The sequence below is a fragment of the Conexibacter sp. CPCC 206217 genome (assembly GCF_030646165.1).
GTDB lineage: Bacteria > Actinomycetota > Thermoleophilia > Solirubrobacterales > Solirubrobacteraceae > Conexibacter.
The window spans coordinates 237,420-263,363 of the sequence record NZ_JAUTDO010000003.1 but is presented as its reverse complement, the minus strand read 5'-3'; the positions used below and the strand labels follow the sequence as shown (position 1 = coordinate 263,363).

Below are 25,944 nucleotides of genomic sequence, written 5' to 3'. Positions count from 1 at the left end.
GCTCCCCTGGCGGGACGCCGCCGGCGCTCGGTTCTAGCGCTTTGGGATGGTGCCTGTGGCGGTTTCGGTGCTCAGGCGTGCGAGGTCGACGGGCTTGTCGTCCATGGTGATCCCGCGGACCTCGCCGGTCTGTTCATCGGTGACGACGATGAGGTAGGGGTAGGACGGCGGCTCGCGGTCGGGCTGGTCTGCCGCGGGCGGCGGGGTCGGTGGTGAGAACTTGCCGGGGACCTGCACGACGCTGAGCGTGTCGTTGGGTGAGTGAGGCGAGGTGGTCGAATCCGACGGGGTCAGGACGGCGCTGAGCACGTCCAGTGCGATCCCGGTCGCGATCTCGACCGGCACCGTTGCCGGTGCGTCTTCGGTGCCGCGGGCGGGCGCGGAGGCGGCGCCGTTGGCGCCCGCCACGTTCGCGGCGTTGTCGAGCGCCGTGTCGATGACCGCGCGCGGCGTCGGCTTCGCTGGCCGGGACGGTCCGGGCACCGCGGGTCGCGGGTTGGCCACTCGCTCGCGCACGAGCTGATCGGAGAGCTGGTGCGCCTCGCGCTGCAGCTGCTGCGCCTGGGCGCGGGCGTCGGTCGGGCTCGACGGCGCGCTCGGCGCCACGGCGGCGGCTTGGCGCTCCTTAGGGTCGCCGGCTCGGGCGAGCGCGACGCCGCCGGCGACCGCGGCGGCAGCCGCGACGGCCCCGGCGGTGCTCACAACGGTCCGGCGTGAGAATCGCATGCGCCGCGGCCCCCTTCGATCGTCGTGGTTCAGCATGTTATGTTCCCCGCGCACTCGCCAGCTCGCGAACGAGTGTGGTCTGCGAGTGGACGATGAACTCGAGTACGGGCGGCGCGACCTCTGCCAGGCGATCCGCGAGCGCCGCGAAGAACTCCGGGCCCGAAGGTCGTGGTGTACTCGCCTGACTTGTCCTGCACCTGTATTCTGCTGAACGGCAATGGGGCGAGCTGGTCGGGCTCGCGCTTCGTCAAGCTTGGCTTGCCCGCCACCGACCAGACGTTGTTGGCCACCGGCACTCGCTCGCGACTGCCGTCGGCGTGTGTGACGAGCGCGGCGACGTAGTCGTCCGGCGCCATCCCGGCCAGGATGCCGCCCGGGCCGCCGAGGTCGGGGATGTACGTCCATTGCTGGCCTCTGAGCACCGACGCAGTCGGCAAGCAGCCGACGCCGACCGTCTCAGACGACTCCGGCAGCTCGGTCAGGAGGATGCACGCACCTTCGGTGCCCGGCGCGACGGTGACCGACACCCCGTTCGGCGTCGTGACGCTGCGCGCGGGCCCGAGCACGACGCCCCACGGCAACCCTGGCAGCTGGCTGGGATCAACCGCCGTACGCGCACCCCGGTTCTTGCGCAGCAGCCTGAAGTGCTTGTAGAGCCGTCTGTTCACGACACGCCTGTGATGCTTCTTCGCGGCGACGGCCCGGTCGACGCGCGCCTTCTCGCCCTGGCCCGTGTTCGCGGCCACCACGCCGACCTGGGCGCTCACAACGCCGACCATCGCCGCCGCAACGGCGACGCTCCTTCCCCGCCACTTCATCCCGCGCCCCTGGTCGTTGGAGAACACCCGCACCCGACTGGTTGCGCATCCTACATTCGGGCGTAAGACAGGGAACCGCCGATAACATGACGTTCACAGCATTGACGCCCTGTAATCGTCCCCCGGCGCTCGCTCCCGTCAGCTGAACGGATAGCTCACGACCGAGGCGCGGCAGGCGCCGGCGCTCGCCGCGAACGTCCCCTCGGCCTGGACGCCTCCCGCCGCCGTGAAGATGCTCCCCGAGTAGCGCGCCCGCGGACCCCGTATCGGCGCGGTGCCGACGGAGACGAGCTCGACGGGCGATGACGACGAGTCGGCAAACTGAACGCCGCTCACCAGGGTCGTGTTGGTGCCGCCCAATCCCTCGCGCGTGATGTAGCCGTCGACGGTCGCGGCGGGACCCGCGACGAACAGCGTGAGCAGGACGTCAGCGCCGTCCTGGGTGCAGGTCGCGGAGAGCGTGAACGGCCCGGCTCTGCCGAGGACATGCGGGGTGCCTGACGGGGTCGGCGTCATGTCGCGCGCGATCCCTGTCGCGCCCGGCCCCTGCGGGCCGGTGTCGCCCTTGGGCCCCTGCGGTCCGCTGTCGCCCTTGGGCCCCTGCCCCCCGTTCTCCCCCTTGGGTCCCCTCGCCCCCGCCTCGCCTCTCCCACCGGCGGGTCCGGGACCGCCCTTCGCACCTCGTGGACCGGTCCTCCCCCGCACGACCTGCGCTCTTCTTCTCGCTCTGGCTCTCTTGCTCGCTCTGGCCGGCTTCTTCTTCGCCGCCTTCGCCTGCGCGGCGCCACGGTCGCGATCGGTGTTCGCGCGCGCATCGGCAGGATGCGCCGCAGCCGCCGCTGAGCCGACCGGTCCAGCGACCGCCGCGCCGAGCGCCAGCCCGGCCAGCAGCGCCACTCGCTCGATGGAACGTCTCATGCCATCTCCTCAGCGTCGTGCGCCGGGCACCGTACCTGGCGCGAGCACGCTGCGATGGTACGCAGCCACATCGCACCGTGCGCCGGTGCCACAGTCATAACTAAGGACCGCCCCGTCGCTGCTGCGCGGCCACGGGCTTGACTCCCGCCCGTGGCCGCGCTGTCTCCCGTGCCTTGTCAAACGCGCTCAATTGAGCGAATCGGCAGAACCCCCGTCGTAGGCGCGCAAGCGACGACGTCGCCTCACCGGCGCACCGGCCGGGTCAACCGCACGCTCGCGCTGACGCTGGTCGCGCGTCTGGCGGCGTCGACCGTCTTGACTTCGAGCCGCGTCGCGAGGGATCTGCGAACGGTGGCGAGGCGGGTACGGGCGACTCTGCTGAGCCGGAGCGCGACGACGGTCGTGCGGCCGGGAGCGAGCCGGACGCGGGCGCTGGCCAGGAGCGCGCTTCTGCCGCGTCTGTCTCTGCCTCCGCGCAGCGTGAGCTGAGCCGTGCACGCGGCGGCGTTGGCGCGAGCGGCCTTCAGGCGGATCTTCACGTTTCCGCGCGGACCCGCCGTCGCGCGTCTGGTGGCGACCGTGACGATCGCGCAGCGCGCTGCGCCCACCGGAGCGGTGGTCGGCGGCTGCTGTGCGGGCTGCGCCGGCTGCGGCGCGACCGGCGGCTCGGGCGCGGCGACCTGCGGCAGCTGCACCGTCTCGCAGTCCGGGCTGACCGTGTCGTTCACGTCAGCGATCACCGTGTCGGCGCCCGCGCCGCACGTGACGGCGTCGGCAGAGCCGTCGCGGCTCGTGATCGTGTCGTCGCCGTCCGCGCCGGCAAGCGTGTCGGCGCCCGCGCCCCCGTCGAGCGTGTCGTTCCCCTCGCCCCCGTCGAGCACGTCGGCGCCGTCGCCCCCGTCGAGACGGTCGTCGCCGATGCCGCCGCTCAGCGCGTTCGCGCGTGCGTCGCCGAGCAGCGTGTCCGCTCCCGCGCCGCCGATCGCGTTCTCGACGTCGACGCCGACGTTGTCGGCCTCGCCGGCGGAACCGTCGTCGGCCGCGCCGTCGAAGTCGACCGACACCGGGTCTCTCTTGACCGCGTAGGAGACCGTGTCGATGCCGTCGCCGCCGCGCATCGTGTCCGCGCCGCGGCGCGCGTCGAAGTCGCCGAGCAGCAGGTCGTCGCCGGCCTCGCCGACGAGCTCGTCGTCGCCCGTCCCCCCGTCCAGCGTGTCGGCGCCGTCGCCGCCGCGGATCTCGTCCTGGCCGTCGGAGCCGCGCAGCTGGTCGTCACCGCCACCGCCCGCGACCTTGTCGTCGCCCCAGTGGCCGTCGATGACGTTGGCTCTGCCATTGCCCGTGATCTGGTCGTTGACGTCGCCGCCGAGCACGCGCTCGACGTCGGAGCGGACGTTGTCGCCCTCGCCGGCCGCGCCGTCGTTGGGCTGGTCGTCAAGTGAGATCGTCAGCGGCTGTCTGGCGAACTGGTAGGTGACGTAGTCGACCGACTCGGGCTGCCCCGCGACCGCGTCGGTGCCGCCGCGGAAGTCGTCGGCGCCCGGCCCCTGCTGCAGCTCGTCAGGACCGGGACCGCCGAGGTAGAGGTCGTTGCCGTCGCCGCCGGACATGCTGTCGCGGCCGGGCCCGCCGACGAGCGTGTCGTTGCCGGGCCCGGCACTGAAGGCGTTGAAGTCGCCGTCGCCCGCCTCCAGCACGTCGTCGCCGCCACCGCCGTCGAGCCAGTCGTAGGCGGAGCCGCCGATGATGTGGTCGCTCCCCTCCCCGCCGTAGTTGTAGCTCTGGATCGCGGTCGCGTTGACGGAGCTGTCGTCGCCGTCGCCCAGCCGCACGACCAGCGTCTCGACGCCGCTCGCGGCGCATCTGGCGGTCGCGACGAGCACGACCGGTATGCCGACCAGCGTGTCGCTGCAGCCACCGCCGGCGGTCGCGCGCACGCCGGCGGTCCCGTCTCTGACGACGATCGTCTCGCCGCTGCCGTCGAGCGAGAAGCGCGCCTCGTTCGCTCTGCCCGGCTGCGCTCTCAGCTCGACGGAGAAGCGGGTCGGCGCGCTCGCCGGCGCCGAGCGGGTGACATAGGAGTCCTCGGCGGCCAGCGCCGAGGGCGCGGCGGCGGCGAGGCCGGCGACGGTGAGCAGGCCGCAGACGGCGACGGCGGTGGACTTCGGACTGGCGGCGATCGGCGACATCTGCGCTCTCCCGTGAAGGTGGACTGCTGACGGCTACAGCAGACCAGCGCGGAGGCGAGCGTTCGACGAGCTGCTTGACAGCGGTTGTGTCGAATGCGCGACAGAGCAGCGCTACTCGTCGATCGCGAAGATCGAGCGCGCGACGTTCGTGCGCAGCTCTCCTTCGGGTCCCAGTTCGACGTACAGCCGGCGCCCGGCGGCCGACAGTGTGACCGCCGCTGCATGCAACGCGCCGTCGCTCCAGTAGCCGACCTCGCCGGCCCGCGGGGTGTCGGTGGCGGCGGCGAGCGCGACGACGCTCATGCCCTCTCGTTTGAGCATCCGCGCGCCGAGGCCTCTCGTCAACTGCGCCGGCGTCGAGAACGCCGACGGGTTCCCGCCGTTGCCGAGCGTGCTCGCCATGCCCAGCGCCCCGATCAGCAGCGCGGACTTCTCGCTCTCGTCGAGCGCGATGGCGCCGGCCTGTGTGACCGGGATCCTCACCACGGGATCGATCATCAGCATGCGATCGTTCTCGTAGCGTAGCGCCACCGTGCAGTAGTCGCTGTCCGCAGGTCCGACCGGCAGCGGCCGGCGCTGCTTCGGCGCGCGCATCGCGCCGCCGGTGATCCCCTCCTGCATGATGCCGGCGCCGCCGGGCGGGCCCAGTTGCGTGCAGCCGACCTCGATCGTCCTGCCCGCGAGCTGTCTCCACAGCCCGTTCGCACGTCTGGTGAAGACGATCGTGGCGCCGTCGCGACCCTGCACGATCCGCACGCCGTGCGCCTCGCCGACGGGCAGGGTGGTGGCGGCGCCGGCGGCCGCCGGAGCAGCGAGCAACGCGGCGGCGGCAGCGGCCAGGAGAAGACGGGTTGGCATGATGCCGCTCATCCTATCCTCGCCGCCGATCGCGGCCGCCGGCCGCCGCCGGCCCTGCCTCAGTTGTCGGTGTCGGCCGTGAAGTCGACCGGCGGCTGCGAGAACCAGTCCGTGAACGCCTGCTGCTGGATCGGCTGCAGCGGCACCGGGAGCGTCTGCTGTATCTCGTCCGTCATCGCCTTGTCCAGCAGTCTGTCGAGTCTGCGCACGAGCGCCTTGTCGGCGCGGCTGGAGCCGCGCTTGTCGTAGATGTTGTCGAGCTCCATCCGGCCCGATCTGCTGGCGTAGTTGTAGGCCTCGTACTGGATCGGCTTCGACTCGTCCAGCTCCAACGTGCCGTCCTTCCAGAAGGCGTAGCGCGCGAACTTGCCGTGCTCGGTGCGCACCGCTGTGATGTGGTTGGGCGCCGGCCGCAGCTGCTGGGAGGTGGGTATTCTGGAGCTCGTTCCCGGCTCGTCGGTCGCGTGCGCGATGTACGCGCGGCCTCTCGCAGACGGGTTTGTCAGCATCGACGCGACGTCGGCGCGGCCCGCGATCTGGGCGTAGGCGGAGTTGCCGCGCCAGTTGTCGTTGCCGGTGCCGAGCGTCAGCAGCAGCGGCGCCAGGTCGACGCTCTCGATCAGCTGTCTGCGGTCCAGTCTCGTCGCCTTCGTCCAGCCGCCGGTCGGGTCCTTGACGATCAACGGGACGCGGATGCCCTCCTCGTAGAAGGCGAAGCCCTTGCCGCGCATGCCGTGCGCACCGCCGTACTCGCCGTGGTCGGAGCAGAAGACGACGATCGTGTTGTCGGCGAACGGCGATCTCGCGAGTGCCTTGAGCACGAGCCCGACCTGGATGTCGACCTGGTTCTGCATCAGCAGGTAGGTGTCGAGCATCTTGACCCACGGTCTCGTCGGCGTCTCGTCCGCCGGCATCAGGCCGAAGCTCTCGTTCTCGATCTGCTGCGCGCGCCGTTGCATCTCCGGCTTTCTGCGGGCGCGCCGCTCCGCGGTCGTCTCGAAGTTGGCCGCCGGCTGCGTGAAGACCGAGGGCGGCTGCGACTGGCCCTCGACGCCGCGCGTCCAGCGCGGATACCAGGCGATGTCATGCGGGTTGACGAAGCTGACGGTCGTCGCCCACGGGTTGCCGCCGGTGGGACGCGCGGCGAGCCAGTCGCGGAACTGCTGGCGGATCACCGGGTCCATCGCCTGGCCCTGGCCGGGGCCGCCGTTGGGCGACGGACAGGTGCCCGATCCCGGCCAGTCGGCGGTGAATCCGTACGACTCGTACGGGTTCGGCTCACAGCCGCCGTTCTGATCGCCGGACATGTGCCACTTGCCGAACCAGTAGGTGTCGTAGCCGTTCTGGCGCAGCATCGTGCCCCAGGTCGGGAAGCCGGGGTTGAGGTCCGTCGGCGGGGTCGTCGCGAAGATCGCGGTCTGGTGCGTGTACAGACCGGTCGCCTGCGTCGTGCGCGACGGGGTGCAGTCGTTGGACGACGTGTAGTAGTTCGAGAAGCGCACGCCCTCGTCCGCGAGTCTGCTGATCGACGGGATCGCCTTCCGCTGCAGTCTCGGCGACAGGTACACCCATGGCGTGCGCAGCTGGTCGACGATCACGACCAGGATGTTCATCCCGCCCTGCGGGCTCGCCGCGCGCGCGGATGCGGTCAGAAACTGCGGTGCGGCCGCAACCGCGCCGGCGGCGACGCCGGTCTTCGCCGCGGTTCCAAGGAAGCTCCGCCGCGTGACGGGTCCCGATCGTTCCTGAGACATGCCAGCTCTCTTTGTTGACGCAGTGGCAAGAACCTACCGGGGAAACCGGCAGCTATTTGGCAAATCGGCCTCTTTGCAGCGTTTACGAGCGCCAAGAGCGCACCCCAATCCGGAGTCTGCAGACGGCGACGGCGTCAGCATCCGCCGTCGGCCAACCGCGACCGCCTCAGCGCATCGCCGCGAGCCGCGCCCGCCCCCACGCCGCCGCCGCGTCGGCGCTCGCGTCCCGCGCCTGTCGCTCCCAGTAGCGCACGCGCATCTCCCGGCGCGCGGTGTGCTCGCGGCGGTAGTCGCGCAGCGCGTCCTCCAGCTGCGCGAGCTGACGCTGCTCGTCGGCGTCCCAGTCCCACTCGGCGCGCCCCGATTCGGCGGCGGGAGCGGCGGCGGCCGCGGCCGCGGTCCGGCCGACGCAGGTCCACCCCGGGAACCCTGCCTCGTGCGGGAAGCGCGAGTTCCAGATCAGCTCCAGCACGACGACGCCGCCAGCCGAGATCTCGATCGTGACCTCGCCGTCGACCTCGACCTCGCGTGAGGCGATGCGCCCGTGATCCAGCATGCCGACGTCAGGCTAGTGGCCGCGCGGCCACGGGTAGGAACCCCTCATGTCCTCCATCGTCATCGTCGGTGCCGGCCCCAACCTCGGCCTCGCGGTCGCGCGCCGGTTCGGGCGCGAGGGGTTCGCGGTCGGGCTGATCTCGCGCACCCAGGCCAAGCTCGACGATCTCGCCGCGCAACTGCAGGCCGACGACGTCACCGCGGCCGGCGCCGCCGCCGACATCCGCGACGCCGACGCGCTCGCGTCGTCGATCGCCACGCTCGCCGACCGGCTCGGCCCCGTCGAGGTGCTCGAGTACTCGCCGCTGCCGGCGAGCGAGTTCATGAGACCGGTTCTGGAGCTGAGCGCCGACGACGTGCGCGGGCCGCTCGAGTTCAGCGTCGTCGGCGCGATCGCGGCGACGCGGGCGGTCCTCGGCGAGATGCTCGCTGCCAGACGCGGGACGATCCTCTTCACGACTGGCGGCGCGGCGATCACGCCGAACCCTCAGCGCTCCGGCGTCGGCATCTCGTTCGCCGGCGAGGTCGCCTACGCGCGGATGCTGAACGAGGAGCTGGAGGAGTCCGGCATCCATGTCGCCCACACGGCGATCGCCGGTCGCATCGCGCCAGGCATGGACCACGAGCCCGACGACGTCGCCGAAGCGCTCTGGCGCCACCACGTCGAGCGCGACACGTTCCAGCTCAAGCTCGGGTTCGACTGACGCGCGGGCCTCCGCTGCTACCCCAGTCTCGCGCCCTTCAGCGCGACCAGCGTGACGCGCGCATTGCCGCCGTAGCCGCCGGTCGGCGTCGAGACGAAGCGCGTGACGATCGACGAGCCGGCGCGGCTGAGCTTGCTGACGCCGCGCTTGCCGAGTCTCAGCGCGATCTTCGACGTCGCGCCCGGTCTGACCGTGCGCGCGCCGGAGCGGGCGATGACCTGGCCGGAGGTGACCGTCACGGCCGGGATTCTGCAGGCGGTCGGACCGAAGCAGCCGACCTGCACCGACAGCGTGCCGGTGCGCGAGACGAGCACCGTCGTCGTCAGGATCACGAGCCGCGACGGGCCGCCGAAAGCCGGCGTCTGCGCCGTCGTCGAGACCCCGTCGAGCGTCGCTCTGACCGAGCACTGCAGCACCTGGCCGGCGTCGGCGCGCTGCGCCGTGTAGCTCGCCGAGGTCTGGCCGGCGATCGCGATGCCGTTGCGGATCCACAGGTACGTGAAGGTCGGGCTGCCGGTCCAGGTGCCGGGGTTGCACGTCAGTCTGCCGCCGATCGCGGCCGTGCCGCTGACGGTCGGCGCGATCGACGCCGACGGACCAGTGAAGGTCGGGACGCCGACGGCCGGCGTTCTCGCGACCGCTCTGCCCGTGGCGTTGGTCGCCGTCACCTCGCAGGCGAGCTGCTGGCCCTGGTCCGCCGTCGCGACGGTGTACTGCGCTCTCGTCGCACCGGTGATCGCGACGCCGTTGCGCAGCCACGCGACGGCGAGCGCTGGCGCGCCGCTCCACGTGCCCAGCTCGCAGGTGAGCTGTCTGCCGAGCGCGACGGTGCCGGACAGCGTCGGCTGCGTGACGATCGCCGGCGCGGCGGCCGGCTCGTAGCTGACGGTCGCGAGGCCGTTGCCGGTCCGCACCGCAGCCTGGATCGCGACGTTCTGCGCCTGCAGCACCGGCGCGACGTAGCTCTGGCCGCCGGCGCCACCGCCGCCGCCCGCACCGTTCGCCGTGCCGTTGGACGCGCCGGAGCCGCCGCCGCCACCGCCGGTCCAGCCGCCGCCACCGCCGCCGCCGCTGCCCCCCGCGCCGGTGCCGGGCGCGCCGGGCTGCGAGCCGCCGGCGCCGCCGAAGCCGGCCACCGTCAGGCCGGAGTCGCCCGCCGCGCCGTTCGTCGCGCCGGTGCCGCCGAGACCGCCGGCGCCCGTCGTCTGGCCGCCGAGGCCGGGCAACGACGGGCCGCTCAGCAGCCCAGGCGCGCCGTTGGCATTGCCGGACCCGCCGGCGCCGCCGGCGCCGTTGGGCTGCGTGACTGTGCCGGCTGCGCCGCCGCCGCCACCGCCGGCAGCGACCAGCAGCCGCTGGCTGGCGTCGCCGCCGATCGGCCGCAGGTCGGTCGCGCCGCCGCCGCTGCCGGCGTCTTCGCCGTTGTCGTCGTCGCCGGGCGCGCCGCCGCCGTTGAAGCCGCCGTCGGCGCCGGGACCGCCGGCGCCGCCGACGTACAGCGCGTAGGTCGTCCCCGGCACGACCGTGATCGTCGCCGTCACCTGCGAGCCGAGCCCGCCGAGCGCGGGCACGGAGCCCGGCGAGCCGGTCCCGCCCTGCGCGCCCTGCAGCGTGAACGTCGCCTGCGTCACGCCGTCGGGAACTCTCCACGTCTGCGCCGCGCCGGTGGTCGTGAACTGCTCCTGGATCGGAGCGGCCGACGCGGACGCGGCGAATGCCGCACCTCCGGCGGCGACGGCCGCGAGCGCGGCGAGACAGCGGGGGACGCGATGCATGAGACTCTCCTCGACGAAGACCTTGATGGCGCCATCGTCGCAGGCGATCGGCGCTGTCACGCAGGACTTCGCCCACCGCGGTGCGCCTGTCAGGTTCGTGACCTTCAATAAAGAGAGTGAAGTGTCGACCGATTACAGCCTCAGGATGGACGCCCGCATTCGTCACCCGCGCGCGCTTGCATGGACAGGCGCCGTCGGCGCCGGTTACCTGGGGCTGGCCTGCGCCGGCTTGAAGCTCGTCGACCCCGACGACGGCGCCGCCGTGATCTGGCCCGCCGCGGGCCTGGCGATGGGCGCGCTGGTCGTCGCGCCGCGGCGGATGTGGCCGGCGCTGGCGGTCGTGATCCTGCTGGCGAACTTCGCCGCGCAGATCCTGGTGCGCGGCTCGACGGTCCCGATTAGCGCGGCGATCGCGGTGACCGGCCTGCTGCAGTCCTTCCTCGCCGCGCTCGTGATGCTCGCGATCGCGGGCGAGCGGCGCCCGCGGATCGGATCGCCGCGCACGGTCGCCGGTCTGTTCGCCGGCGCGGTGATCGGGGGCGGGTTCGCGGCGGTGCTCGGCGCCTCGGTCCTGTCGATCGGCGTCGGGCAGGAGTTCCAGGCCGGCTTCCTCGGCTGGTGGCTGGGCAACGCGATCGGGATGATCGTCGTCGCGCCGGTGATGCTCGCGATCGCGCGGCCGAGCGAGCAGAACGTCCACCCCGCCGAGGCCGTTGGCCTGATCGTGCTGACCGCCGGCGCCGCCGTGCTGCTGTTCGGCCGGGTGCCGCAGAGCGGGCTCGCGGTCTTCTCGGTCAGCTACATGATCATTCCGTTCCTGCTGTGGTGCGCGATCCGCGCCGGCGCCGGCGCGACCACGATCGCCTCGCTGCTGGTCGCGACGATCGCGACGCTCGGCACGATCCACGACCGCGGGCCGTTCGCGGCGGCGCGCTTCAGCGAGCACGAGAGCGCCCAGGTGCTGCAGGGCTTCCTCGCGATCGTCGTGCTGACGACGCTGGTCGTCGGCGCGGTCGTCGCCGACCAGCGCCGCGCGCGCGGCGAGGCGCGCAGCGAGGCCGACCGGCTGACCGAAGCGCTCGCCGCGCTGCGCACGGCGCAGGAGGATCTGAGAACGGTCTTCGAGCGCGCCCCGATCGGGCACGCGATCGTCGGGCCAGACGGCATCAGCGGCACCAACGCCGCGCTGACCGCGATCACCGGCTACGACGTCGAGGCGCTGCGCGAGCTCGGCGCGGAGGTGCTCGCACGCCCGCAGGAGGATCTCGCGCCGCTGACCGAACTGCTGGAGGAGCTGCAGCGCGACGCGACCTGCAGCGGCGAGGCCGAGATCGCGATCGTCCATCGCGACGGTCACGTCGTCGAGCTGGCGGTCTACCTCGCGGTGCTCGGCGGCACCGATCGCGCGACCCGCCGCACGCTGCTGCAGGTCGTCGACGTGAGCGAGCGCAAGCAGCTGGAGACGCGCCTGCGCCAGCTCGCCGACCGCGACCCGCTGACCGGGCTGCTGAACCGCCGCAGCTTCGACAAGGAGCTGACCGCGCACCTCGCGCGCGCCCGCCGCTACGGTGGCGGCGGCGCGCTGATCGTGCTCGACCTCGACGGCTTCAAGCGCGTCAACGACAGCCGCGGCCACCACGTCGGCGACGAGCTGCTGGTGTCCGTCGCGACGCTGCTGACGCGCCGCCTGCGCGCGACCGACGTCGTCGCGCGACTCGGCGGCGACGAGTTCGCCGTGCTGCTGCCGCACGCCGACCGCTCCGACGCGGCCTACATGGCGCAGTCGCTCGTGACGGCGGTGCGCAGCGAGCTGGACGTGACGACGAGCCTCGGCGTCGCGATGGTCGGCGCCGGCGGCAGCGACTCCGCCAGCCAGCTGCTGATATCCGCCGACCGCGCGATGTACCTCGCGAAGGAGGCCGGCCGCGACCGCCACGCCTTCTTCGCGCTCGACGGCTGAGCCGCACCGCCGCCGTCGCCCGGCGCGACTCGCCGTGCGCCCGTCTGCGGCTGAGCCGCACCCGCCACGAGAACGGGTGCGGCTGGCCGCCTGCCGGCGCTCGGCGCGCGCGGTCCGTGCCGGCCGCGCGCGCCGCGCCCGCTAGCGCTTCTTGGCGCCCACCGTCTTCTTGACGGTGCGCGCCTTGCTGCCGGTGGAGGCGCGCGGCGTGACCGTGACGGTCAGGCTCGCGGCCTTCGCGCCGGGCACGACGATCCGCACCTTGCCGACGCCGTTCGCGTTCGCGATCCGCTTGCCCTTGCGGACGGCGGTGACGCTGAGGCGCGCTCTGCCGGCGACCGTCACCGTGCAGGTCAGGACCGGCGTGCTGCGGCCTCTTCTGCGCAGGATCGCGGTCGTGCACTTGATCGTCGGACGGGGCGCGTCCTTGCCGGCCGGGCCGGTCGGACCGGCGGGACCGCCCGGGCCTGCCGGGCCTGCCGGACCGGTCGGGCCGCCCGGACCTGCCGGACCGCCGGGGCCAGCCGGACCGCCGGGACCCGCCGCGCCGTCTCTGCCGGCCGCGCCGTCTCTGCCCGCGGCCCCGTCTCTGCCGGCCGCGCCGTCGCTGCCGTCCGCGCCGTCGGCCCCGTCTCTGCCGTCGTCGCCGTCGATCCCGTCTCTGCCGTCCGCGCCGTCTCTGCCCGGCTGGCCGGGCGCGCCGTCCTCACCGTCTCTGCCGTCTCTGCCGGGCGGACCGGTCTCCGGGTCGACCGGCTCGGGCATCGTGTCGAGGATCGCCTGCACGGCGTCGTCGTCCGGTGCGCACGAGTGCGCCGGCAGCAGGCTGCCCGCGACGCAGCGCCACGTCATCGGCGTCGTGAAGCTCGGCGCCATCCGCGCGCCGCGCTCCAGCTCGTAGTCGTTGCCGAGCGCGAGCAGCGTCGCCTCGCTGTACGGCGCGCCGATCAGCACGAAGCCGACCGGGTTGCGCGAGCCGGGCGAGACCAGCGGCGGCTCCGCGACGCCGTTGTAGACGGCGAGCGCCGGGTAGCCGGCGCGGTCCGCGTAGCCGACCACGGCCGAGCCGTTCGGGACCATGATGGCCGCGAAGTCGTCGGTCGTGTCGCCGGCCGTGCCGTTGGTGAAGACGGCGTCGAGCGCGGCCGCGTTGGCCGCTCTGCCGGCCGCCAGGTCCGCTCTGTAGGCCGTGTCCGTCGCCGCGTCGCCGAGGTCGACGGCCGCTGCGGCGAGCAGCGGATCCTGTCCGTACTTCAGCGCCTCGGCCGCGTGCGATCTGTTGTAGTCGACGATGCTCTGCAGGCCGACGATCCGCTGCGGCAGGTTGGGGCTCGAGGACAGGTACGACTCGAGGTCGCGCTTGAACTCGCTCGGGACGACGTCTCTGACGCTGGTCGGCGCCACGACCGGTCTGACCGTCGCCGTCGCGCCCGCCGCCGTGAGGTCGGCGACCGCCTCCGTGTAGTTGGCGTTGATGCTGGCCGAGACCGTCGCGATTCTCGCCCCGACCAGAGCGTCGCTTCTCAGCGCCGCCGTGTAGTCGGGAACGCTGATCGGCTGCCCGGCGGTGCCCGCGTCGCCGCCGTCTCTGCCGGCGATCACCTGCAGGCCCGCCGCGACGTCCGCGACGCTCTTGCCGATCGGCCCGGCGCTGTCCTGCGACAGGGCGACCGGCAGGATGCCTCTGCGGCTGACGAGGCCGACCGTCGGCTTGAGGCCGTCGACGCCGTTGACGTTCGCCGCGTTGACGATCGACGCCGTCGACGGCGAGGTCTGCGTGCCGAACGTCAGCGCCGCCAGGCCAGCGGCCGCTGCCGCCGCCGCGCCGGAGGACGAGCCGCCCGGGTTCTTGTCGATGTCGTAGGGGTTGAGCACCTCGCCGCCGAGCGACGAGTAGCCGCCGTCGGTGGTCGGCGAGAACAGCATGCCGCCGAGCTCCGTCGTGTTGGTCTTGCCGAGCACGATCGCGCCGGCCGCCCGCAGTCTCGCGACGAGCGTCGCGTCAGCCGCGGCCTCGTTGCCCTGCAGCGCGACCGAGCCGCCGGTCGTGTCGAAGCCCTTCGTGTCGATCGGCTCCGAGATCAGCACCGGCAGGCCATGCAGCGGACCGCGCACGTTGCCGTTTCTGCGCTCGGAGTCGAGTGCGGCGGCGCGGTTCAGCGCGGCGCGCGCGTCGACGGACCGCACGGCGTTGATCGACGGACCGGACTGGTTCGTGATCGCGATCCGCGCGAGGTACGCCTTCGTCAGCTCGACGGCGGTGAGCGTGCCGGCCGACTGACGCGTCTGCAGGCTCGTCGCCGTCTCCTCCTCCAGCGAGAACGGCAGCGTCGGCGGCGTGCCGACGACGTCGAGCAGCTCCTCGCCGGGCGCGCAGTCGCCGCGCGAGGCGTACTTGCTCGCGAGCGTCAGCGCGGGGTCGGCGCAGCGGTACATCGCCGGGTTCAGGACGCTCGGCGCCTTGCGCGCCTGCGTGCCCTGCTCGATCACGAACGCGATCCCGATCAGGTCGCGCTCGGAGTACGCGACGCCGTTGACGGAGACGTTCTGGGCACGGCGGTTGGAGGCGCCATAGCCGATCGGGACCGTCAGCTGCGGGTAGCCGGCGCGCGGGCCCTGGCTGACGCTGCCGACGATCGCGATCACGTCGTCGCTCGGGTCGTCGAGCGTCCCGTTCTTCATCGTGTCCTCGATCGCGGCATGCGAGATCTGCTTGCCTCTGAGGAGGAAGTTCTTGTACGCCGTCGTCTCGGCGGAGTCGGCGGTGACGTCGATCGCCTGGCTGCCTGTCAGCGTCGTCATGCCGAACTTCAGCGCCTGCTGCGCGTTCGTCTGGTTGAACGCGATCACGTCGGCGAGCGATCTGATCGTCGCGCTCGGGCCGAGGTGCGCGAGGTAGTTGTCGAGGTCGCGCTTGAACTCGTAGTTGAGGACGGAGCCCGACGGGATGCCGCTCGCATTGACGGAGACGACCGGGACCATCACCGCGCCGGCGTCGCTCAGCACGCTGACGGCCTGGGCGACCTGGTCGTTGGTCGGCGTCGGGTCGGTCGAGCTTCTCGGCGTGTAGCCGATCCGCTTGCCTCTGACGAAGTCGAGTCTCAGCGCCGACAGGTAGTTCGGCACGGCACCGGGCTGCGGCGGGATGATCTCCTCGTCCGGGACGCCCGCGCCCCACAGGTCGGCGGGGTGGTCTCTCGGGTCGGGTCCGGCGATCGCCTGCAGCGTCGCGGCGGCGTCGGAGACGGTGCGGACCATCGGGCCGGCGGTGTCCTGCGAGGCCGAGATCGGGATGATGCCGTAGCGGCTGACGAGGCCGACGGTCGGGCGCAGGCCGACGATGCCCTCGGCCTGCGACGGGCTGATGATCGAGCCGGAGGTCTCCGAGCCGATCGTGATCATCGCGAGACCGGCCTGGGCGGCGGCGCCGGAGCCGGACGAGGAGCCGCTCGGGTTCTGGTCGGCGTCGTTGGCGTTGAGGACCTGACCGCCGAGGCCGGAGTAGCCGCTCGGGTTGCCGCTGGTGATGAAGTTGGCGAACTCGGACAGGTTCGCCTTGCCGAGGATGATCGCGCCGGCCGCGCGCAGGTTTCTGACGACGGTGGAGTCGTCCGGCGGCATCGAGTTCTCGAGCGCGAAGTCGCCCGCGGTCGTCGGCAGGCCGAACACGTCGATGTTGTCCTTGACGATCACCGGCATGCCTTCGAGCGGCCCGCGGATGTTCCCGTCGGCGCGCTCGGCGTCGCTCTCGGCCGCTTCTTCGAGCGCGTCCGGGTTGAGGATCCGGACCGCGTTGAGGCCGGGGCCTCTGACGTTCAGCGCGGCGATCCGCTTCAGATAGGCGCGCGTGAGGTCGACGGCGGTGAGGTCACCGCTCGCCATCATGCCCTGCGCGGTGTCGACGTCGAGCGTCTCGAGGTCGAGCACCGGCGGGGCCGCTGCCGCGGATCCTGCGAGAACCCCTCCGGACAACGTTCCCACCGCAACCGCGCATGCGGCTGCACGCCGCAGCGATCGTGGAATGACCACGTACCACCCTCCCATTTGCGAGTTTTCGGACTCCCGCGCCGCGGTGCAGGCGACGGACGCGAGGTCGGGGGGCGTGACCTCGGCCGCCGTTCTCTTCACATGTGCGACACAGGAGCGGCGCCGAGCTTTACCTCGCCATCCCGACCTGTCCAGCCGATCGCCGTTCAACGTCGATTTCCGTCACGAGATGCCGCTTGCACGGCGGAAACCGTCACGTCGGAGCCGGTGTCGACTAACTGCTACGTTGGTGTTGCATTTGCTCTCTTCAAGGAGGCTCTGATGTCGAAGGTCTGGTTCATCACCGGCAGCTCCCGCGGCCTCGGTCGCGCGCTTGCGGAGGCTGCGCTCGGGCGCGGCGACCGTGTCGCGGCGACCGCCCGCACGCCCAGCGCGCTCGACGCCCTCGTCGCGCGGTACGGCGCCGACGCGGTTGCGGCGATCCCGCTCGACGTGACCGATCCCGCGCAGGCCGCGAACGCCGTGCAGGCCGCCCTCGACGCGTTCGGCCGCATCGACGTCGTCGTCAACAACGCCGGCTACGCGAACGTCGCCGCGATCGAGGAGTTCAGCGAGCAGGACTTCCACGCGCAGGTCGACACCAACCTGTGGGGCGTCGTCAACGTCACGCGCGCGGCGCTGCCGGTCCTGCGCGCGCAGCGCAGCGGCCACGTGATTCAGATCTCGTCGGTCGGCGGCCGCACGACCGCACCGGGCCTCGGCCCGTACCAGCTGTCGAAGTGGGCGGTCGAGGGCTTCTCCGGCGTGCTGCTGAAGGAGGTCGCGCACCTCGGGATCCGCGTCACGGTGATCGAGCCCGGCGGCATCCGCACCGACTGGGCCGGCGCGTCGATGACGGTCCATCCGGTCGGCGAGGACTACGAGCCGTCGGTCGGCATGATGATCAGACTGGTGACGGCGAACGGCCCGGAGTCGGCGGCCGGCGACCCGGCCAAGATGGCGCAGGCGATCCTCACCGTCGCCGACGCCGACAACCCGCCCGCGCAGCTGCTGCTCGGCAGCGACGCGATCGCCCTCGGACGCGCCGCCGACGAAGCGCGCCTGGCCGAACTGGCGCAGTGGGAGCAGCTGAGCCTCTCGACCGATCACGACGACGAGACGGAGCGCGACCTGAGCTCGCTGCTGGGCAGAGGCTGAGCAGAGCGCGCGACGGGCCCAGTCGTCCCGCGGTCCCCAGACCGACCGTCTCCCACGCCTCGTTCGCCGTCCTCGCCCGCCTCGCGAGCGCCTGCCGCACTCAGCAGCTGTCGTGGCCGTCCGACTCGTAGACGTCGGCGCTCGGGTCGAGCGGGATGTTGGCGGTCGCCTGATGGAGCAGGTCGTAGAGCGTTTCGCGCTGCTCCACGGTGAGGCCGGCGAGGACGATGTCCTCTGCCGCCGCGAGCGCGAACTCGGCCTGTGCGAGCCGTCTCGAGCCCTTGTCGGTCAGCTCGACGATGTGGCGGCGGCGGTCCTCGGGCGAGCGGGTGCGGGTGATCAGACCGTCGGATTCCAGCTCGTTCAGCAGCCCGACCAGGTTCGTGCGGTCGATCTGCAGCGTGCCCGCCAGCGCCTGCTGCGTGCTGCCGTGCTGATCGCGCAGCACCGTCAGCGCGATCAGGTGACGCGAGCGCAGACCGAGCGGTTCGAGCGCGGCCTCCGAGCTGACGCGCATCCGGCGCGCGAGCTGCACGAGGAACGCGGAGGAGCGGCGCGGCGGCTGGTCGATGACGGGAAGCGAAGCGATCCCATCAGTCTACGCGATGCTCCAGCATTATCCGCACTATGCAACTCGTTTGTGTAACACAACAAGATTATCCGCGACCCCCGCCCGCGCCCGCATGATCCGGCGCAGCGCGAGGAAGCCGAGCAGCGTCACGAAGATGCAGGTGAATGCGCCGATGCCGAGGCCGGCGCGGGCGCCGAGCGACGCCATCGCCCAGCCGACGATCGGTGCGCCGATCGGGGTCGAGCCCTGGAAGGCGACGAACCACAGCGCCATCACGCGGCCGCGCATCGACGGATCCGCGCCGAGCTGCAGCGTCGCGTTGCCGGTCGACATGAACGCGATGCTGGTCCCGCCCACGAGCGCCAGCGCGATCAGCTCGATCACGAGCGTCGGCGCCATCGCGGCGAACAGCATCGTCACGCCGAGGCCGCCGGCCGCGAGCGTCATCGGGCGCAATCCGGTGTGGCCTCTGGCCGCGACCAGCAGCCCGCCGACGACCGCGCCGATCCCCATCGAGGCGGTCATGAAGCCGAAGCCGGCGGAGCCGCTCTCCAGCGCCTCCTTCGCCATCACCGGCAGCGACACCTGGAACTCGTACGCGAGCATCCCGGCGAGTGCCATCATCAGCAGCGGGATCCCCAGCTCCGGGGTGCGCGCGACGTAGCGCAGGCCCTCGCGCAGCTGCCCTCTGGCGCGCGGCGCGGGCGGACTCGGGCGCAGCGCTGAGCGGTCCAGCCGCAGCAGCGAGCTGACGACCGCGACGAAGCTGGCGGCGTTGAAGAGGAAGCAGACGCCGGTGCCGACGGTGGCGATCAACAGGCCGCCGACCGCCGGGCCGACGGAGCGCGCGGCGTTGACGAAGACCGAGTTGAGGCTGACCGCGTTGCGGAGGTTGTCGCTGCCGACCATCTCCAGCATGAACGACTGCCGCGCCGGGTTCTCGAACGCGTTGTTGAGCCCCAGCAGCGCGGCGAGGATGCCGATCTGCCAGACCTCGACGAGGCCGGTCACGGTCAGCACGCCGAGCACGAGCGCCTGCACGCCCATCGCGACCTGCAGCACGATCATCAGTCTGAGCTTGTCGACGCGGTCGGCGATCACGCCGCCGTAGGGACCGAGCACGAGGACCGGGAACGTCTGCAGCGCGACGATGATCCCGAGCGTCGTGGCGGAGTGCGTCAGCGTCAGCACCAGCCACGACATCGCGGTCATCTGCATCCAGGTGCCGATCATCGAGATCGCCTGGCCGCTCATGTACCGGCGGTAGTTGGGGACGGCGAACGCCGCGAACGTGATGCGGCCGGCGCCCATTATCCGCTCGGTCATCGCTGCACCTCACGCGTGACGGCCTCCGGCTCCCGCGTCATGCAGGCGGCGAGCCGCTCGAGCGCCGGCAGCGCGTTCAGCAGCTGCTCGCGGTCGGCGACGTCGAGGCGGTCCAGCTGGGCGTCGAGCACGGCGGCGCGCTCGCGTTGGATGCGGCGGCGCAGGCGCTTCCCGTCTCCGGTCACCTCCAGCACCGCGGCGCGGCGATCGGCGGGATCCTGCAGTCGCTGCACGAGCCCCTTCTCCGCCAGGCCCGCGACGACGCGCGAGAGCATCGTCGGGTTGAGACCCTCGATCTCCGCCAGCTCCGCGAGCCGCAGCGGCCCGCGGCGCGCGACCGTGAGAAGGACGGACAGGCCGGTTGGTGTGAGGCCGCTGCCGCCGCTGGTGTAGAGGCTGCGCGAAAGCTTCGCGACGACGGTGCGCAGGCGCGTGGCGGTGTCGTCGGCGTGGACCTGAGAGTTGTCTGGAAACTGTGTCGTGGTCGGCCTCTTCGATCTAATACTTGCTTGCCGGCAAGCATTATATCGCGTCGCCCACCCCCCGCCACAGCGTCACGTGGACCGACGGTCGCACGCGCGCCGAGGTCGTCCCGACGCGGCCGGCCGACATCGCCTGCATCGCCTCCGGCGTCGTCGCGAAGCGCTGCAGCGCCAGCGCCGCCGGCAGCGCGCGGTCAAGGCCCAGCGTGCTCGCGTGCCACAGCTCCACGAGCGGCATCCCGCGCACGTCGAGCGGCACCAGCGCGCGCCGGCTCAGCTCGACGATCACCGAGTGGGCGAGCGTCAGCACGATCCCCTCGCCGGCCGCGGCGGCGGCGATCGCGGCCGCGTGGCTGGTGTAGGCGCCGACCGCGGCCGGCGTGATCGCGTGACGCTCGAAGTAGCGCCCGACCCCGATCGTCGGATCGATCGCGGGCGGTCCGACGAGCCAGCGCTCGCGCGCCAGCGACGCCGGCTCCAGCCCCGCTCGCCCGACGAGCGGATGCCCCGGCGCGGCGACGATCAGCTGCCGCGCGCGCAGGAACGGGACCGACGCGATCGTCGCCGAGCGCTCCAGCCCCGGATGCGGACCGAGCGTCACGTCGGCGCGGCGTTGCTCCAGCAGGTCGGGGAACGACGCACCGGGCACCGCCTCGACCGCGACGTCGACCGGGACCGACTCCGAGCGCGCGGTGAACGCCTCGATCAGCGGCCCGATGTGCTCCGCGACGAGGCCGGTCGCCGCGACCTCGACCCGCCGCGCCTCCCCCGGCGCCTCGCGCACGGTCCGGCGCGCGTGCTCGGCGAGCCCGAGGATCTCCCCCGCCAGCGCCGCCAGCCGCCGTCCGCCGGGCGTCAGCGCGATCCCGCGACCGGAGCGCACGAACAGCTCGTCGCCCAGCTCTCTGCGCAGCGCGCCGACAGCCACCGACACGGCCGGCTCGGTCACCTCCAGCGCGTTCGCCGCCGCGGTCACCGAGCCCAGCCGCGCGACCAGCACGAACGACTTCAGCTGGGCCAGCGTCACTCTCCACCACCCGGTCATAAGGGATCGCTTATCCCGGTTTGCTGCGATCCACCATAACGACGGATGCTGCGCTTGTGGGCCTTTCGGTCGCTGCCGCAGATCGGCGGCGGTCCGTCGGGCGAGGGTGCGTGAGAGGAGAGACTCGTGCAGGTCCCGTCACCGTTCGCCTACGAGCGCGCGAGCAGCGTCGAGCACGCGCTGCAGCTGCTCGACAGCCTCGGCCCCGAGGCGCGCCTGCTGGCCGGCGGCCACTCGCTGCTGCCGATGATGAAGCTGCGGCTCGCCAACCCCGAGCACCTGATCGACATCGACGGGCTCGCGGACGAGCTGGGTTACATCCGCGAGCAGGACGGCGAGGTGCGGATCGGCGCGATGACCCGCCACCGCGCACTGCTGGAGTCCGAACTGCTCGCGAGCCGCCTGGGGATCTTCGCCGACGCCGAGCGCGTGATCGCCGACCCGGTCGTGCGCAACCGCGGCACGATCGGCGGCGCGCTGTGCCAGGCCGACCCGGCCGAGGACCTCTCGGCCGTCTGCGCGGCGGTCGGCGCGCGCGTCGTGATCCGCGGCCCCGGCGGCGAGCGCGTCGTCGACATGCACGAGTTCCACCGCGGACCGTACGAGACCGCGGTGCAGGACGGCGAGATGGTGACGGAGATCCGTGTGCCGCTCGTTGCAGACAGCGGCAGCGCCTACGAGAAGGTCGAGCGGCGCGTCGGCGACTGGGCCGTCGCAGCGGCCGGCGCTTCCGTGCGGCTGGAGGGCGGCGCGATCGCCGCCGCCGGGATCGCGCTGACGGCCGTCGGCGCCGGCGTCACCGCGCCCGAGGCGGAGGCGGCGCTGGTCGGCAACGCGCCGTCGGACGAGCTGTTCGAACAGGCGGCGAGGATCGCGGCGGACGGCGCCAACCCCGTCGGCGACCAGCGCGGCACCGCCGCGTACAAGCGACATGCAGCGGCTGAGCTGACGCGACGCGCACTGCGCCGCGCGACGGCGCGCGCACTGCGAGAGGAGGCGTGATGCAGGTCACCGTGTCGGTCAACGGCGAGGAGCACGTGCGCGAGATCGAGCCGCGGCTGCTGCTCGTGCACTTCCTGCGCGACGAGCTGGGCCTGACGGGCACCCACTGGGGCTGCGACACGTCCAACTGCGGCACCTGCGTGGTGCTGATGGACGGGATCCCGCTGAAGTCGTGCACGACGCTGGCGGCGACCGCCGCCGGCCACGAGGTCACGACCGTCGAGGGGATGGAGCGCGACGGCGTGCTCGACCCCGTCCAGCAGGGCTTCCACGAGGAGCACGGCCTGCAGTGCGGCTTCTGCACGCCGGGGATGATGCTGACGGCGCGCGCGCTGCTGAACGAGAACCCGGACCCGAGCGAGCACGAGATCCGCGAGGCGATCTCCGGTCAGATCTGCCGCTGCACCGGCTACTCGACGATCGTGCGCTCGATCCGCTGGGCGGCCGAGCACCCGGCCGGGGCCGGCGCCGGCGCGCCGGCCGAGGAGGTGTCCTCATGAGCGCCACCGAGGAGGAGGCGACCGTCGGCTACGGCCGCCTGCGGCGCAAGGAGGACGCGCGCTTCATCCGCGGCCAGGGCAACTACGTCGACGACGTGAGACTGCCCGGGATGCTGCACGGCGCGGTCCTGCGCAGCCCGGTCGCGCACGCGCGGATCGTCTCGATCGACACCTCCGCGGCGCTGCAGCACCCGAAGGTCCACGCCGTCATCACGGGCAGAGACCTGGAGGGGCTGGGGCTCGCGTGGATGCCGACGCTGTCGGCCGACACGCAGGCCGTGCTGGCGACCGACAAGGTCCGCTTCCAGGGCCAGGAGGTCGCGTTCGCGATCGCCGAGGACCGCTACTCCGCGCGCGACGCGCTGGAGCTGATCGACGTCGAGTACGACATCCTGCCGGCGGTCGTCAACGCGCGCAGAGCGCTCGACCCCGACGCCCCGGTGATCCGCGACGACATCGAGGGCAAGACCGACAACCACATCTTCGACTGGGAGTCGGGCGACAAGGCCGAGACCGACGACGTCTTCGCGCGCGCCGAGGTCGTCGTCAGAGAGGACATGCTCTACCCGCGCGTCCACCCCGCGCCGATGGAGACGTGCGGCGCGGTCGCCGACTTCGACAGAGTCAGCGGCAAGCTGACGCTGTGGTCCACGACGCAGGCGCCGCACGCGCACCGCACGATCTACGCGCTCGTCGCGAGACTGCCCGAGCACAAGATCCGCGTGATCTCGCCCGACATCGGCGGCGGCTTCGGCAACAAGGTCGGCATCTACCCGGGCTACGTCTGCGCCGTCGTCGGCTCGATCGTCACGGGCAGACCGGTGAAGTGGATGGAGGACCGCTCCGAGAACCTGATGGCGACCTCGTTCGCGCGCGACTACGTCATGCACGGCGAGATCGCGGCGACCAGAGCGGGCAAGATCCTCGGCGTGCGGGTCGACGTGATCGCCGACCACGGCGCCTTCAACTCGACCGCGCAGCCGACGAAGTTCCCGGCCGGCTTCTTCCACATCTTCACCGGCTCCTACGACCTCGCGGCCGCGCACTGCCACGTGCGCGGCGTGTACACGAACAAGGCGCCGGGCGGGGTCGCCTACGCCTGCTCGTTCCGCGTCACCGAAGCGGTCTACCTCGTCGAGCGGATGGTCGACGTGCTCGCGCTGGAACTGGACGCCGACCCGGCCGAGCTGCGGCTGAAGAACTTCATCAAGCCGGAGCAGTTCCCGTACGCGTGCAAGACCGGCTGGGTCTACGACTCCGGCGACTACGAGCGCACGATGCGCCTGGCGCTGGAGATGGCCGGCTACGACGAGCTGCGCGCCGAGCAGGCGCAGAAGCGGGCGCGCGGCGAATTGATGGGAATCGGCGTCGGCTTCTTCACCGAGGCCGTCGGCGCCGGGCCGCGCAAGCACATGGACATCCTCGGCCTCGGGATGGCCGACGCGGCCGAGCTGCGCGTCCATCCGACCGGCAAGGTGCAGCTGGGGATCAGCGTGCAGACGCAGGGTCAGGGCCATGAGACGACGTTCGCGCAGATCGTCTCGCAGGAGCTGGGGATCCCCTCCGCCGACGTCGAGGTGGTGCACGGCGACACCGACAACACGCCCTTCGGCCTCGGCACGTACGGATCGCGCTCGACGCCGGTCAGCGGTGCGGCGACGGCGGTCGTGGCGCGCAAGGTGCGCGAGAAGGCGCGCATCATCGCGTCCGCGATGCTGGAGGTCGCGCCCGCGGACCTCGAATGGGAGCCGGGGCGCTGGTTCGTCAGAGGCGACCCCTCGCAGGGCGCGACGATCGCGGAGATCGCGATGGCGACGGTCGGCTCGATAGAGCTGCCGGAGGGCGTCGAGGGGTCGCTCGACTCCGAGACCGTCTACGACCCGCCGAACCTGACGTTCCCGTTCGGCGCCTACCTGTGCGTGGTGGACGTCGACCCGCAGACGGCGGTCGTGAGAGTGCGGCGCTTCATCGCCGTCGACGACTGCGGCACGCGCATCAACCCGATGATCATCGAGGGCCAGGTCCACGGCGGCCTGACCGACGGCGTCGGGATGGCGCTGATGGAGCTGATCGCGTTCGACGAGGACGGCAACTGCCTCGGCGGCTCGCTGATGGACTACCTGATCCCGACCGCGCTCGAGGTGCCCGACTGGGAGACCGGCTTCACCGTCACCCCCTCCCCGCACCACCCGATAGGCGCCAAGGGCATCGGCGAATCGGCGACGGTCGGCTCGCCGCCGACGATCGTCAACGCGGTCGTCGACGCGCTGAAGCCGTACGGCGTGCGCCACATGGACATGCCCTGCACCCCGTCGCGGGTGTGGGAGGCGATGCAGGGCCGGGCGGTGCCGCCGCAATGATCGGACGGGGCCGGATCGCGGTGTGGCGCGGCAGGCGCGGCGCGCGGGCGACGGAGCCGCGGCGATGATCGGCGGTCAGCTCGCCGAGCGCGCGCAGCGACTGCTGGCGGAGCGGGTCGGCTTCGTCGTCGCGACCGTCGTGCGCGCCCAGCACCCCACGAGCGTCCACCCGGGCGACACCGCGCTGGTGTTCGCCGACGGCACGATCGAGGGCTTCGTCGGCGGCACCTGCGCCCAGGCGTCGGTGCGCCTGCACGCCGCGCGCGTGCTGGAGACCGGCGAGCCGCTGCTGCTGCGACTGGTGCCCGAGCCGGAGCCTGCGGCGGAAGGCGAGGCCGGTGCGGGCGAGGTCGGCACGAGCGCCGGTGGCCGCGGCGCGAGCGACGTGCGCGCCGGCGCGGCCGAGCCCGTCGTCGAGGGCGTCGCGATCGCCCACAATCCCTGCCTCAGCGGCGGCGCGCTCGACGTCTTCCTCGAACCGCTGCTGCCAGCACCGCGCCTGGTGATCCTCGGCGAGGCGCCGATCGCGCTGGCGCTGGAGCGGCTCGCGAGCGCGGCCGGCTACACCGTCGCGCGCGAGTCGGCGGGCGCGCCGGCGCCGCGCCCGGACGACGCCGCCTGCGTCGTCGCCTCGCACGGTCGCGACGAGGAGGCTGCGCTGAGCGCCGCGCTGACCGCAGGCGTCCCATACGTCGCGCTCGTCGCGAGCGCCAGACGCGGTGCGGCGGTGGCGGCTTCGCTCGACCTGCCCGACGCGCTGCGCACACGGCTCCACGTGCCCGCCGGCCTCGCGATCGGCGCCCGCACGCCCGTCGAGGTCGCGATCTCGATCCTCGCGCAGATCGTCGCGGAGCAGCGAACGCAGCCGGCCGCGCTCGCGGTGCATCCCGCGAAGGCCGCAACCGATGCAACGACTCGGCGATTGGATGCAATCGGCACCCCGGCGGATGCACGCGCGGCCAGCGCGGTGACCACCGCGATCGACCCGGTCTGCGGGATGGAGGTCGCGGTGACGGAGGCGACCCCGTCGATCGACGCGCCCGGCGGGCGTGCGTACTTCTGCTGCGAGGGCTGCCGCACGACGTTCGCCGCGCAACCGGCGGCCGATCAGCATGTTCGGTGAGTCGAGCGAAGCGCGCGGCGGCGCGGCCGGCCGCCGCCCGCGCGGCGACGTGATCGCCGGTGAGTCGAGCGACGCGCGCGATGCCGCGGCGCCC

At 72.5% G+C, this 25,944-nt stretch carries 20 protein-coding genes; 7 read left to right on the top strand and 13 right to left on the bottom strand.

All coding sequences use genetic code 11. The annotated features are described in order from the left end of the window. Nucleotides 1-33: 33 nt before the first annotated feature. From Q7L65_RS09535 to Q7L65_RS09505, 7 genes are all read right to left on the bottom strand, one after another. The gene (locus Q7L65_RS09535) at nucleotides 34-762 is read right to left on the bottom strand and encodes a hypothetical protein (protein ID WP_304720694.1); all 729 of its coding nucleotides are present in this window, start codon (nucleotides 760-762) and stop codon (nucleotides 34-36) included. Next, nucleotides 756-1,493: a hypothetical protein gene (locus Q7L65_RS09530; RefSeq protein ID WP_304720693.1), complete on the bottom strand. Its 738-nt coding sequence runs from the start codon at nucleotides 1,491-1,493 to the stop codon at nucleotides 756-758. The genes Q7L65_RS09535 and Q7L65_RS09530 overlap by 7 nt, the downstream gene beginning before the upstream one ends. A gap of 189 nt (nucleotides 1,494-1,682) precedes the next feature. Continuing rightward, complete coding sequence (locus Q7L65_RS09525; RefSeq protein ID WP_304720691.1) at nucleotides 1,683-2,462, bottom strand: hypothetical protein; 780 nt, start codon at nucleotides 2,460-2,462, stop codon at nucleotides 1,683-1,685. A 242-nt stretch (nucleotides 2,463-2,704) separates the two neighbouring features. After that, nucleotides 2,705-4,651 carry a calcium-binding protein gene (locus Q7L65_RS09520; RefSeq protein WP_304720689.1) on the bottom strand — a complete coding sequence of 649 codons (1,947 nt, stop codon included), beginning with the start codon at nucleotides 4,649-4,651 and terminating at the stop codon, nucleotides 2,705-2,707. Between the two features lie 111 nt (nucleotides 4,652-4,762). Beyond that, on the bottom strand, nucleotides 4,763-5,509 hold the full coding sequence (locus Q7L65_RS09515) for a hypothetical protein (RefSeq protein ID WP_304720688.1): 747 nt from the start codon (nucleotides 5,507-5,509) through the stop codon (nucleotides 4,763-4,765). 59 nt (nucleotides 5,510-5,568) lie between these two features. After that, nucleotides 5,569-7,263 carry a sulfatase-like hydrolase/transferase gene (locus Q7L65_RS09510; RefSeq protein WP_304720687.1) on the bottom strand — a complete coding sequence of 565 codons (1,695 nt, stop codon included), beginning with the start codon at nucleotides 7,261-7,263 and terminating at the stop codon, nucleotides 5,569-5,571. 166 nt (nucleotides 7,264-7,429) lie between these two features. Beyond that, the gene (locus Q7L65_RS09505) at nucleotides 7,430-7,819 is read right to left on the bottom strand and encodes a hypothetical protein (protein WP_304720686.1); all 390 of its coding nucleotides are present in this window, start codon (nucleotides 7,817-7,819) and stop codon (nucleotides 7,430-7,432) included. Nucleotides 7,820-7,865: 46 nt separating this feature from the next. On the opposite strand from Q7L65_RS09505, the gene Q7L65_RS09500 reads away from it, so the two are divergent. Next, on the top strand, nucleotides 7,866-8,522 hold the full coding sequence (locus tag Q7L65_RS09500; RefSeq protein ID WP_304720684.1) for an SDR family oxidoreductase: 657 nt from the start codon (nucleotides 7,866-7,868) through the stop codon (nucleotides 8,520-8,522). Between the two features lie 17 nt (nucleotides 8,523-8,539). On the opposite strand, the gene Q7L65_RS09495 is transcribed toward Q7L65_RS09500, so the two are convergent. Beyond that, the gene (locus Q7L65_RS09495) at nucleotides 8,540-10,297 is read right to left on the bottom strand and encodes a hypothetical protein (protein WP_304720682.1); all 1,758 of its coding nucleotides are present in this window, start codon (nucleotides 10,295-10,297) and stop codon (nucleotides 8,540-8,542) included. 145 nt (nucleotides 10,298-10,442) lie between these two features. On the opposite strand from Q7L65_RS09495, the gene Q7L65_RS09490 reads away from it, so the two are divergent. Further along, nucleotides 10,443-12,257, top strand: a complete 1,815-nt coding sequence (locus Q7L65_RS09490) for a sensor domain-containing diguanylate cyclase (protein WP_304720681.1) — start codon at nucleotides 10,443-10,445, stop codon at nucleotides 12,255-12,257. Between the two features lie 141 nt (nucleotides 12,258-12,398). On the opposite strand, the gene Q7L65_RS09485 is transcribed toward Q7L65_RS09490, so the two are convergent. Further along, nucleotides 12,399-16,229, bottom strand: coding sequence for an amidase family protein (locus tag Q7L65_RS09485; RefSeq protein ID WP_304720679.1), 3,831 nt, complete (start codon nucleotides 16,227-16,229; stop codon nucleotides 12,399-12,401). 336 nt (nucleotides 16,230-16,565) lie between these two features. Here Q7L65_RS09485 and Q7L65_RS09480 point away from each other — a divergent pair, with 336 nt between their 5' ends. Next, a complete protein-coding gene (locus tag Q7L65_RS09480) occupies nucleotides 16,566-17,441 on the top strand; it encodes an oxidoreductase (RefSeq protein ID WP_304720677.1) in 876 nt (291 codons plus the stop codon). A gap of 100 nt (nucleotides 17,442-17,541) precedes the next feature. Here the strand turns inward: Q7L65_RS09480 and Q7L65_RS09475 are convergent, their stop codons facing one another. From Q7L65_RS09475 to Q7L65_RS09460, 4 genes are all read right to left on the bottom strand, one after another. Further along, nucleotides 17,542-18,030 carry a MarR family winged helix-turn-helix transcriptional regulator gene (locus Q7L65_RS09475; RefSeq protein WP_370552545.1) on the bottom strand — a complete coding sequence of 163 codons (489 nt, stop codon included), beginning with the start codon at nucleotides 18,028-18,030 and terminating at the stop codon, nucleotides 17,542-17,544. A 36-nt stretch (nucleotides 18,031-18,066) separates the two neighbouring features. After that, nucleotides 18,067-19,338 carry an MFS transporter gene (locus Q7L65_RS09470; RefSeq protein WP_304720674.1) on the bottom strand — a complete coding sequence of 424 codons (1,272 nt, stop codon included), beginning with the start codon at nucleotides 19,336-19,338 and terminating at the stop codon, nucleotides 18,067-18,069. Further along, entirely contained in the window at nucleotides 19,335-19,766 is a 432-nt protein-coding gene (locus Q7L65_RS09465; protein ID WP_304721195.1) for a MarR family winged helix-turn-helix transcriptional regulator, read from the bottom strand. Before Q7L65_RS09465 ends, Q7L65_RS09470 begins: the two co-directional genes overlap by 4 nt. A gap of 94 nt (nucleotides 19,767-19,860) precedes the next feature. Next, nucleotides 19,861-20,865 (bottom strand): LysR family transcriptional regulator, encoded by a 1,005-nt coding sequence (locus Q7L65_RS09460; protein ID WP_304720672.1) that lies wholly within the window; start codon nucleotides 20,863-20,865, stop codon nucleotides 19,861-19,863. A gap of 126 nt (nucleotides 20,866-20,991) precedes the next feature. Here Q7L65_RS09460 and Q7L65_RS09455 point away from each other — a divergent pair, with 126 nt between their 5' ends. The 4 genes from Q7L65_RS09455 (at nucleotide 20,992) to Q7L65_RS09440 (ending at nucleotide 25,850) form a co-directional block, all read left to right on the top strand. Continuing rightward, nucleotides 20,992-21,867: a xanthine dehydrogenase family protein subunit M gene (locus Q7L65_RS09455; RefSeq protein WP_304720670.1), complete on the top strand. Its 876-nt coding sequence runs from the start codon at nucleotides 20,992-20,994 to the stop codon at nucleotides 21,865-21,867. Beyond that, entirely contained in the window at nucleotides 21,867-22,367 is a 501-nt protein-coding gene (locus Q7L65_RS09450; RefSeq protein ID WP_304720668.1) for a (2Fe-2S)-binding protein, read from the top strand. The genes Q7L65_RS09455 and Q7L65_RS09450 overlap by 1 nt, the downstream gene beginning before the upstream one ends. Next, nucleotides 22,364-24,727: an aerobic carbon-monoxide dehydrogenase large subunit gene (locus Q7L65_RS09445; RefSeq protein WP_304720667.1), complete on the top strand. Its 2,364-nt coding sequence runs from the start codon at nucleotides 22,364-22,366 to the stop codon at nucleotides 24,725-24,727. The genes Q7L65_RS09450 and Q7L65_RS09445 overlap by 4 nt, the downstream gene beginning before the upstream one ends. 64 nt (nucleotides 24,728-24,791) lie before the next feature. Next, nucleotides 24,792-25,850, top strand: coding sequence for an XdhC family protein (locus Q7L65_RS09440; RefSeq protein ID WP_304720666.1), 1,059 nt, complete (start codon nucleotides 24,792-24,794; stop codon nucleotides 25,848-25,850). The last annotated feature ends 94 nt before the right edge of the window (nucleotides 25,851-25,944 follow it).

What these genes read in the sequence shown, in the direction of transcription:
- Q7L65_RS09535 (WP_304720694.1), bottom strand. Translation starts at nt 762, where the DNA reads ATGCTGAACCACGACGATCGAAGGGGGCCGCGGCGCATGCGATTCTCA.
- Q7L65_RS09500 (WP_304720684.1), top strand. Translation starts at nt 7,866, where the DNA reads ATGTCCTCCATCGTCATCGTCGGTGCCGGCCCCAACCTCGGCCTCGCG.
- Q7L65_RS09505 (WP_304720686.1), bottom strand. Translation starts at nt 7,819, where the DNA reads ATGCTGGATCACGGGCGCATCGCCTCACGCGAGGTCGAGGTCGACGGC.
- Q7L65_RS09490 (WP_304720681.1), top strand. Translation starts at nt 10,443, where the DNA reads ATGGACGCCCGCATTCGTCACCCGCGCGCGCTTGCATGGACAGGCGCC.
- Q7L65_RS09520 (WP_304720689.1), bottom strand. Translation starts at nt 4,651, where the DNA reads ATGTCGCCGATCGCCGCCAGTCCGAAGTCCACCGCCGTCGCCGTCTGC.
- Q7L65_RS09440 (WP_304720666.1), top strand. Translation starts at nt 24,792, where the DNA reads ATGATCGGCGGTCAGCTCGCCGAGCGCGCGCAGCGACTGCTGGCGGAG.
- Q7L65_RS09450 (WP_304720668.1), top strand. Translation starts at nt 21,867, where the DNA reads ATGCAGGTCACCGTGTCGGTCAACGGCGAGGAGCACGTGCGCGAGATC.
- Q7L65_RS09460 (WP_304720672.1), bottom strand. Translation starts at nt 20,865, where the DNA reads ATGACCGGGTGGTGGAGAGTGACGCTGGCCCAGCTGAAGTCGTTCGTG.
- Q7L65_RS09445 (WP_304720667.1), top strand. Translation starts at nt 22,364, where the DNA reads ATGAGCGCCACCGAGGAGGAGGCGACCGTCGGCTACGGCCGCCTGCGG.
- Q7L65_RS09480 (WP_304720677.1), top strand. Translation starts at nt 16,566, where the DNA reads ATGTCGAAGGTCTGGTTCATCACCGGCAGCTCCCGCGGCCTCGGTCGC.
- Q7L65_RS09495 (WP_304720682.1), bottom strand. Translation starts at nt 10,297, where the DNA reads ATGCATCGCGTCCCCCGCTGTCTCGCCGCGCTCGCGGCCGTCGCCGCC.
- Q7L65_RS09470 (WP_304720674.1), bottom strand. Translation starts at nt 19,338, where the DNA reads ATGACCGAGCGGATAATGGGCGCCGGCCGCATCACGTTCGCGGCGTTC.
- Q7L65_RS09510 (WP_304720687.1), bottom strand. Translation starts at nt 7,263, where the DNA reads ATGTCTCAGGAACGATCGGGACCCGTCACGCGGCGGAGCTTCCTTGGA.
- Q7L65_RS09525 (WP_304720691.1), bottom strand. Translation starts at nt 2,462, where the DNA reads ATGAGACGTTCCATCGAGCGAGTGGCGCTGCTGGCCGGGCTGGCGCTC.
- Q7L65_RS09515 (WP_304720688.1), bottom strand. Translation starts at nt 5,509, where the DNA reads ATGCCAACCCGTCTTCTCCTGGCCGCTGCCGCCGCCGCGTTGCTCGCT.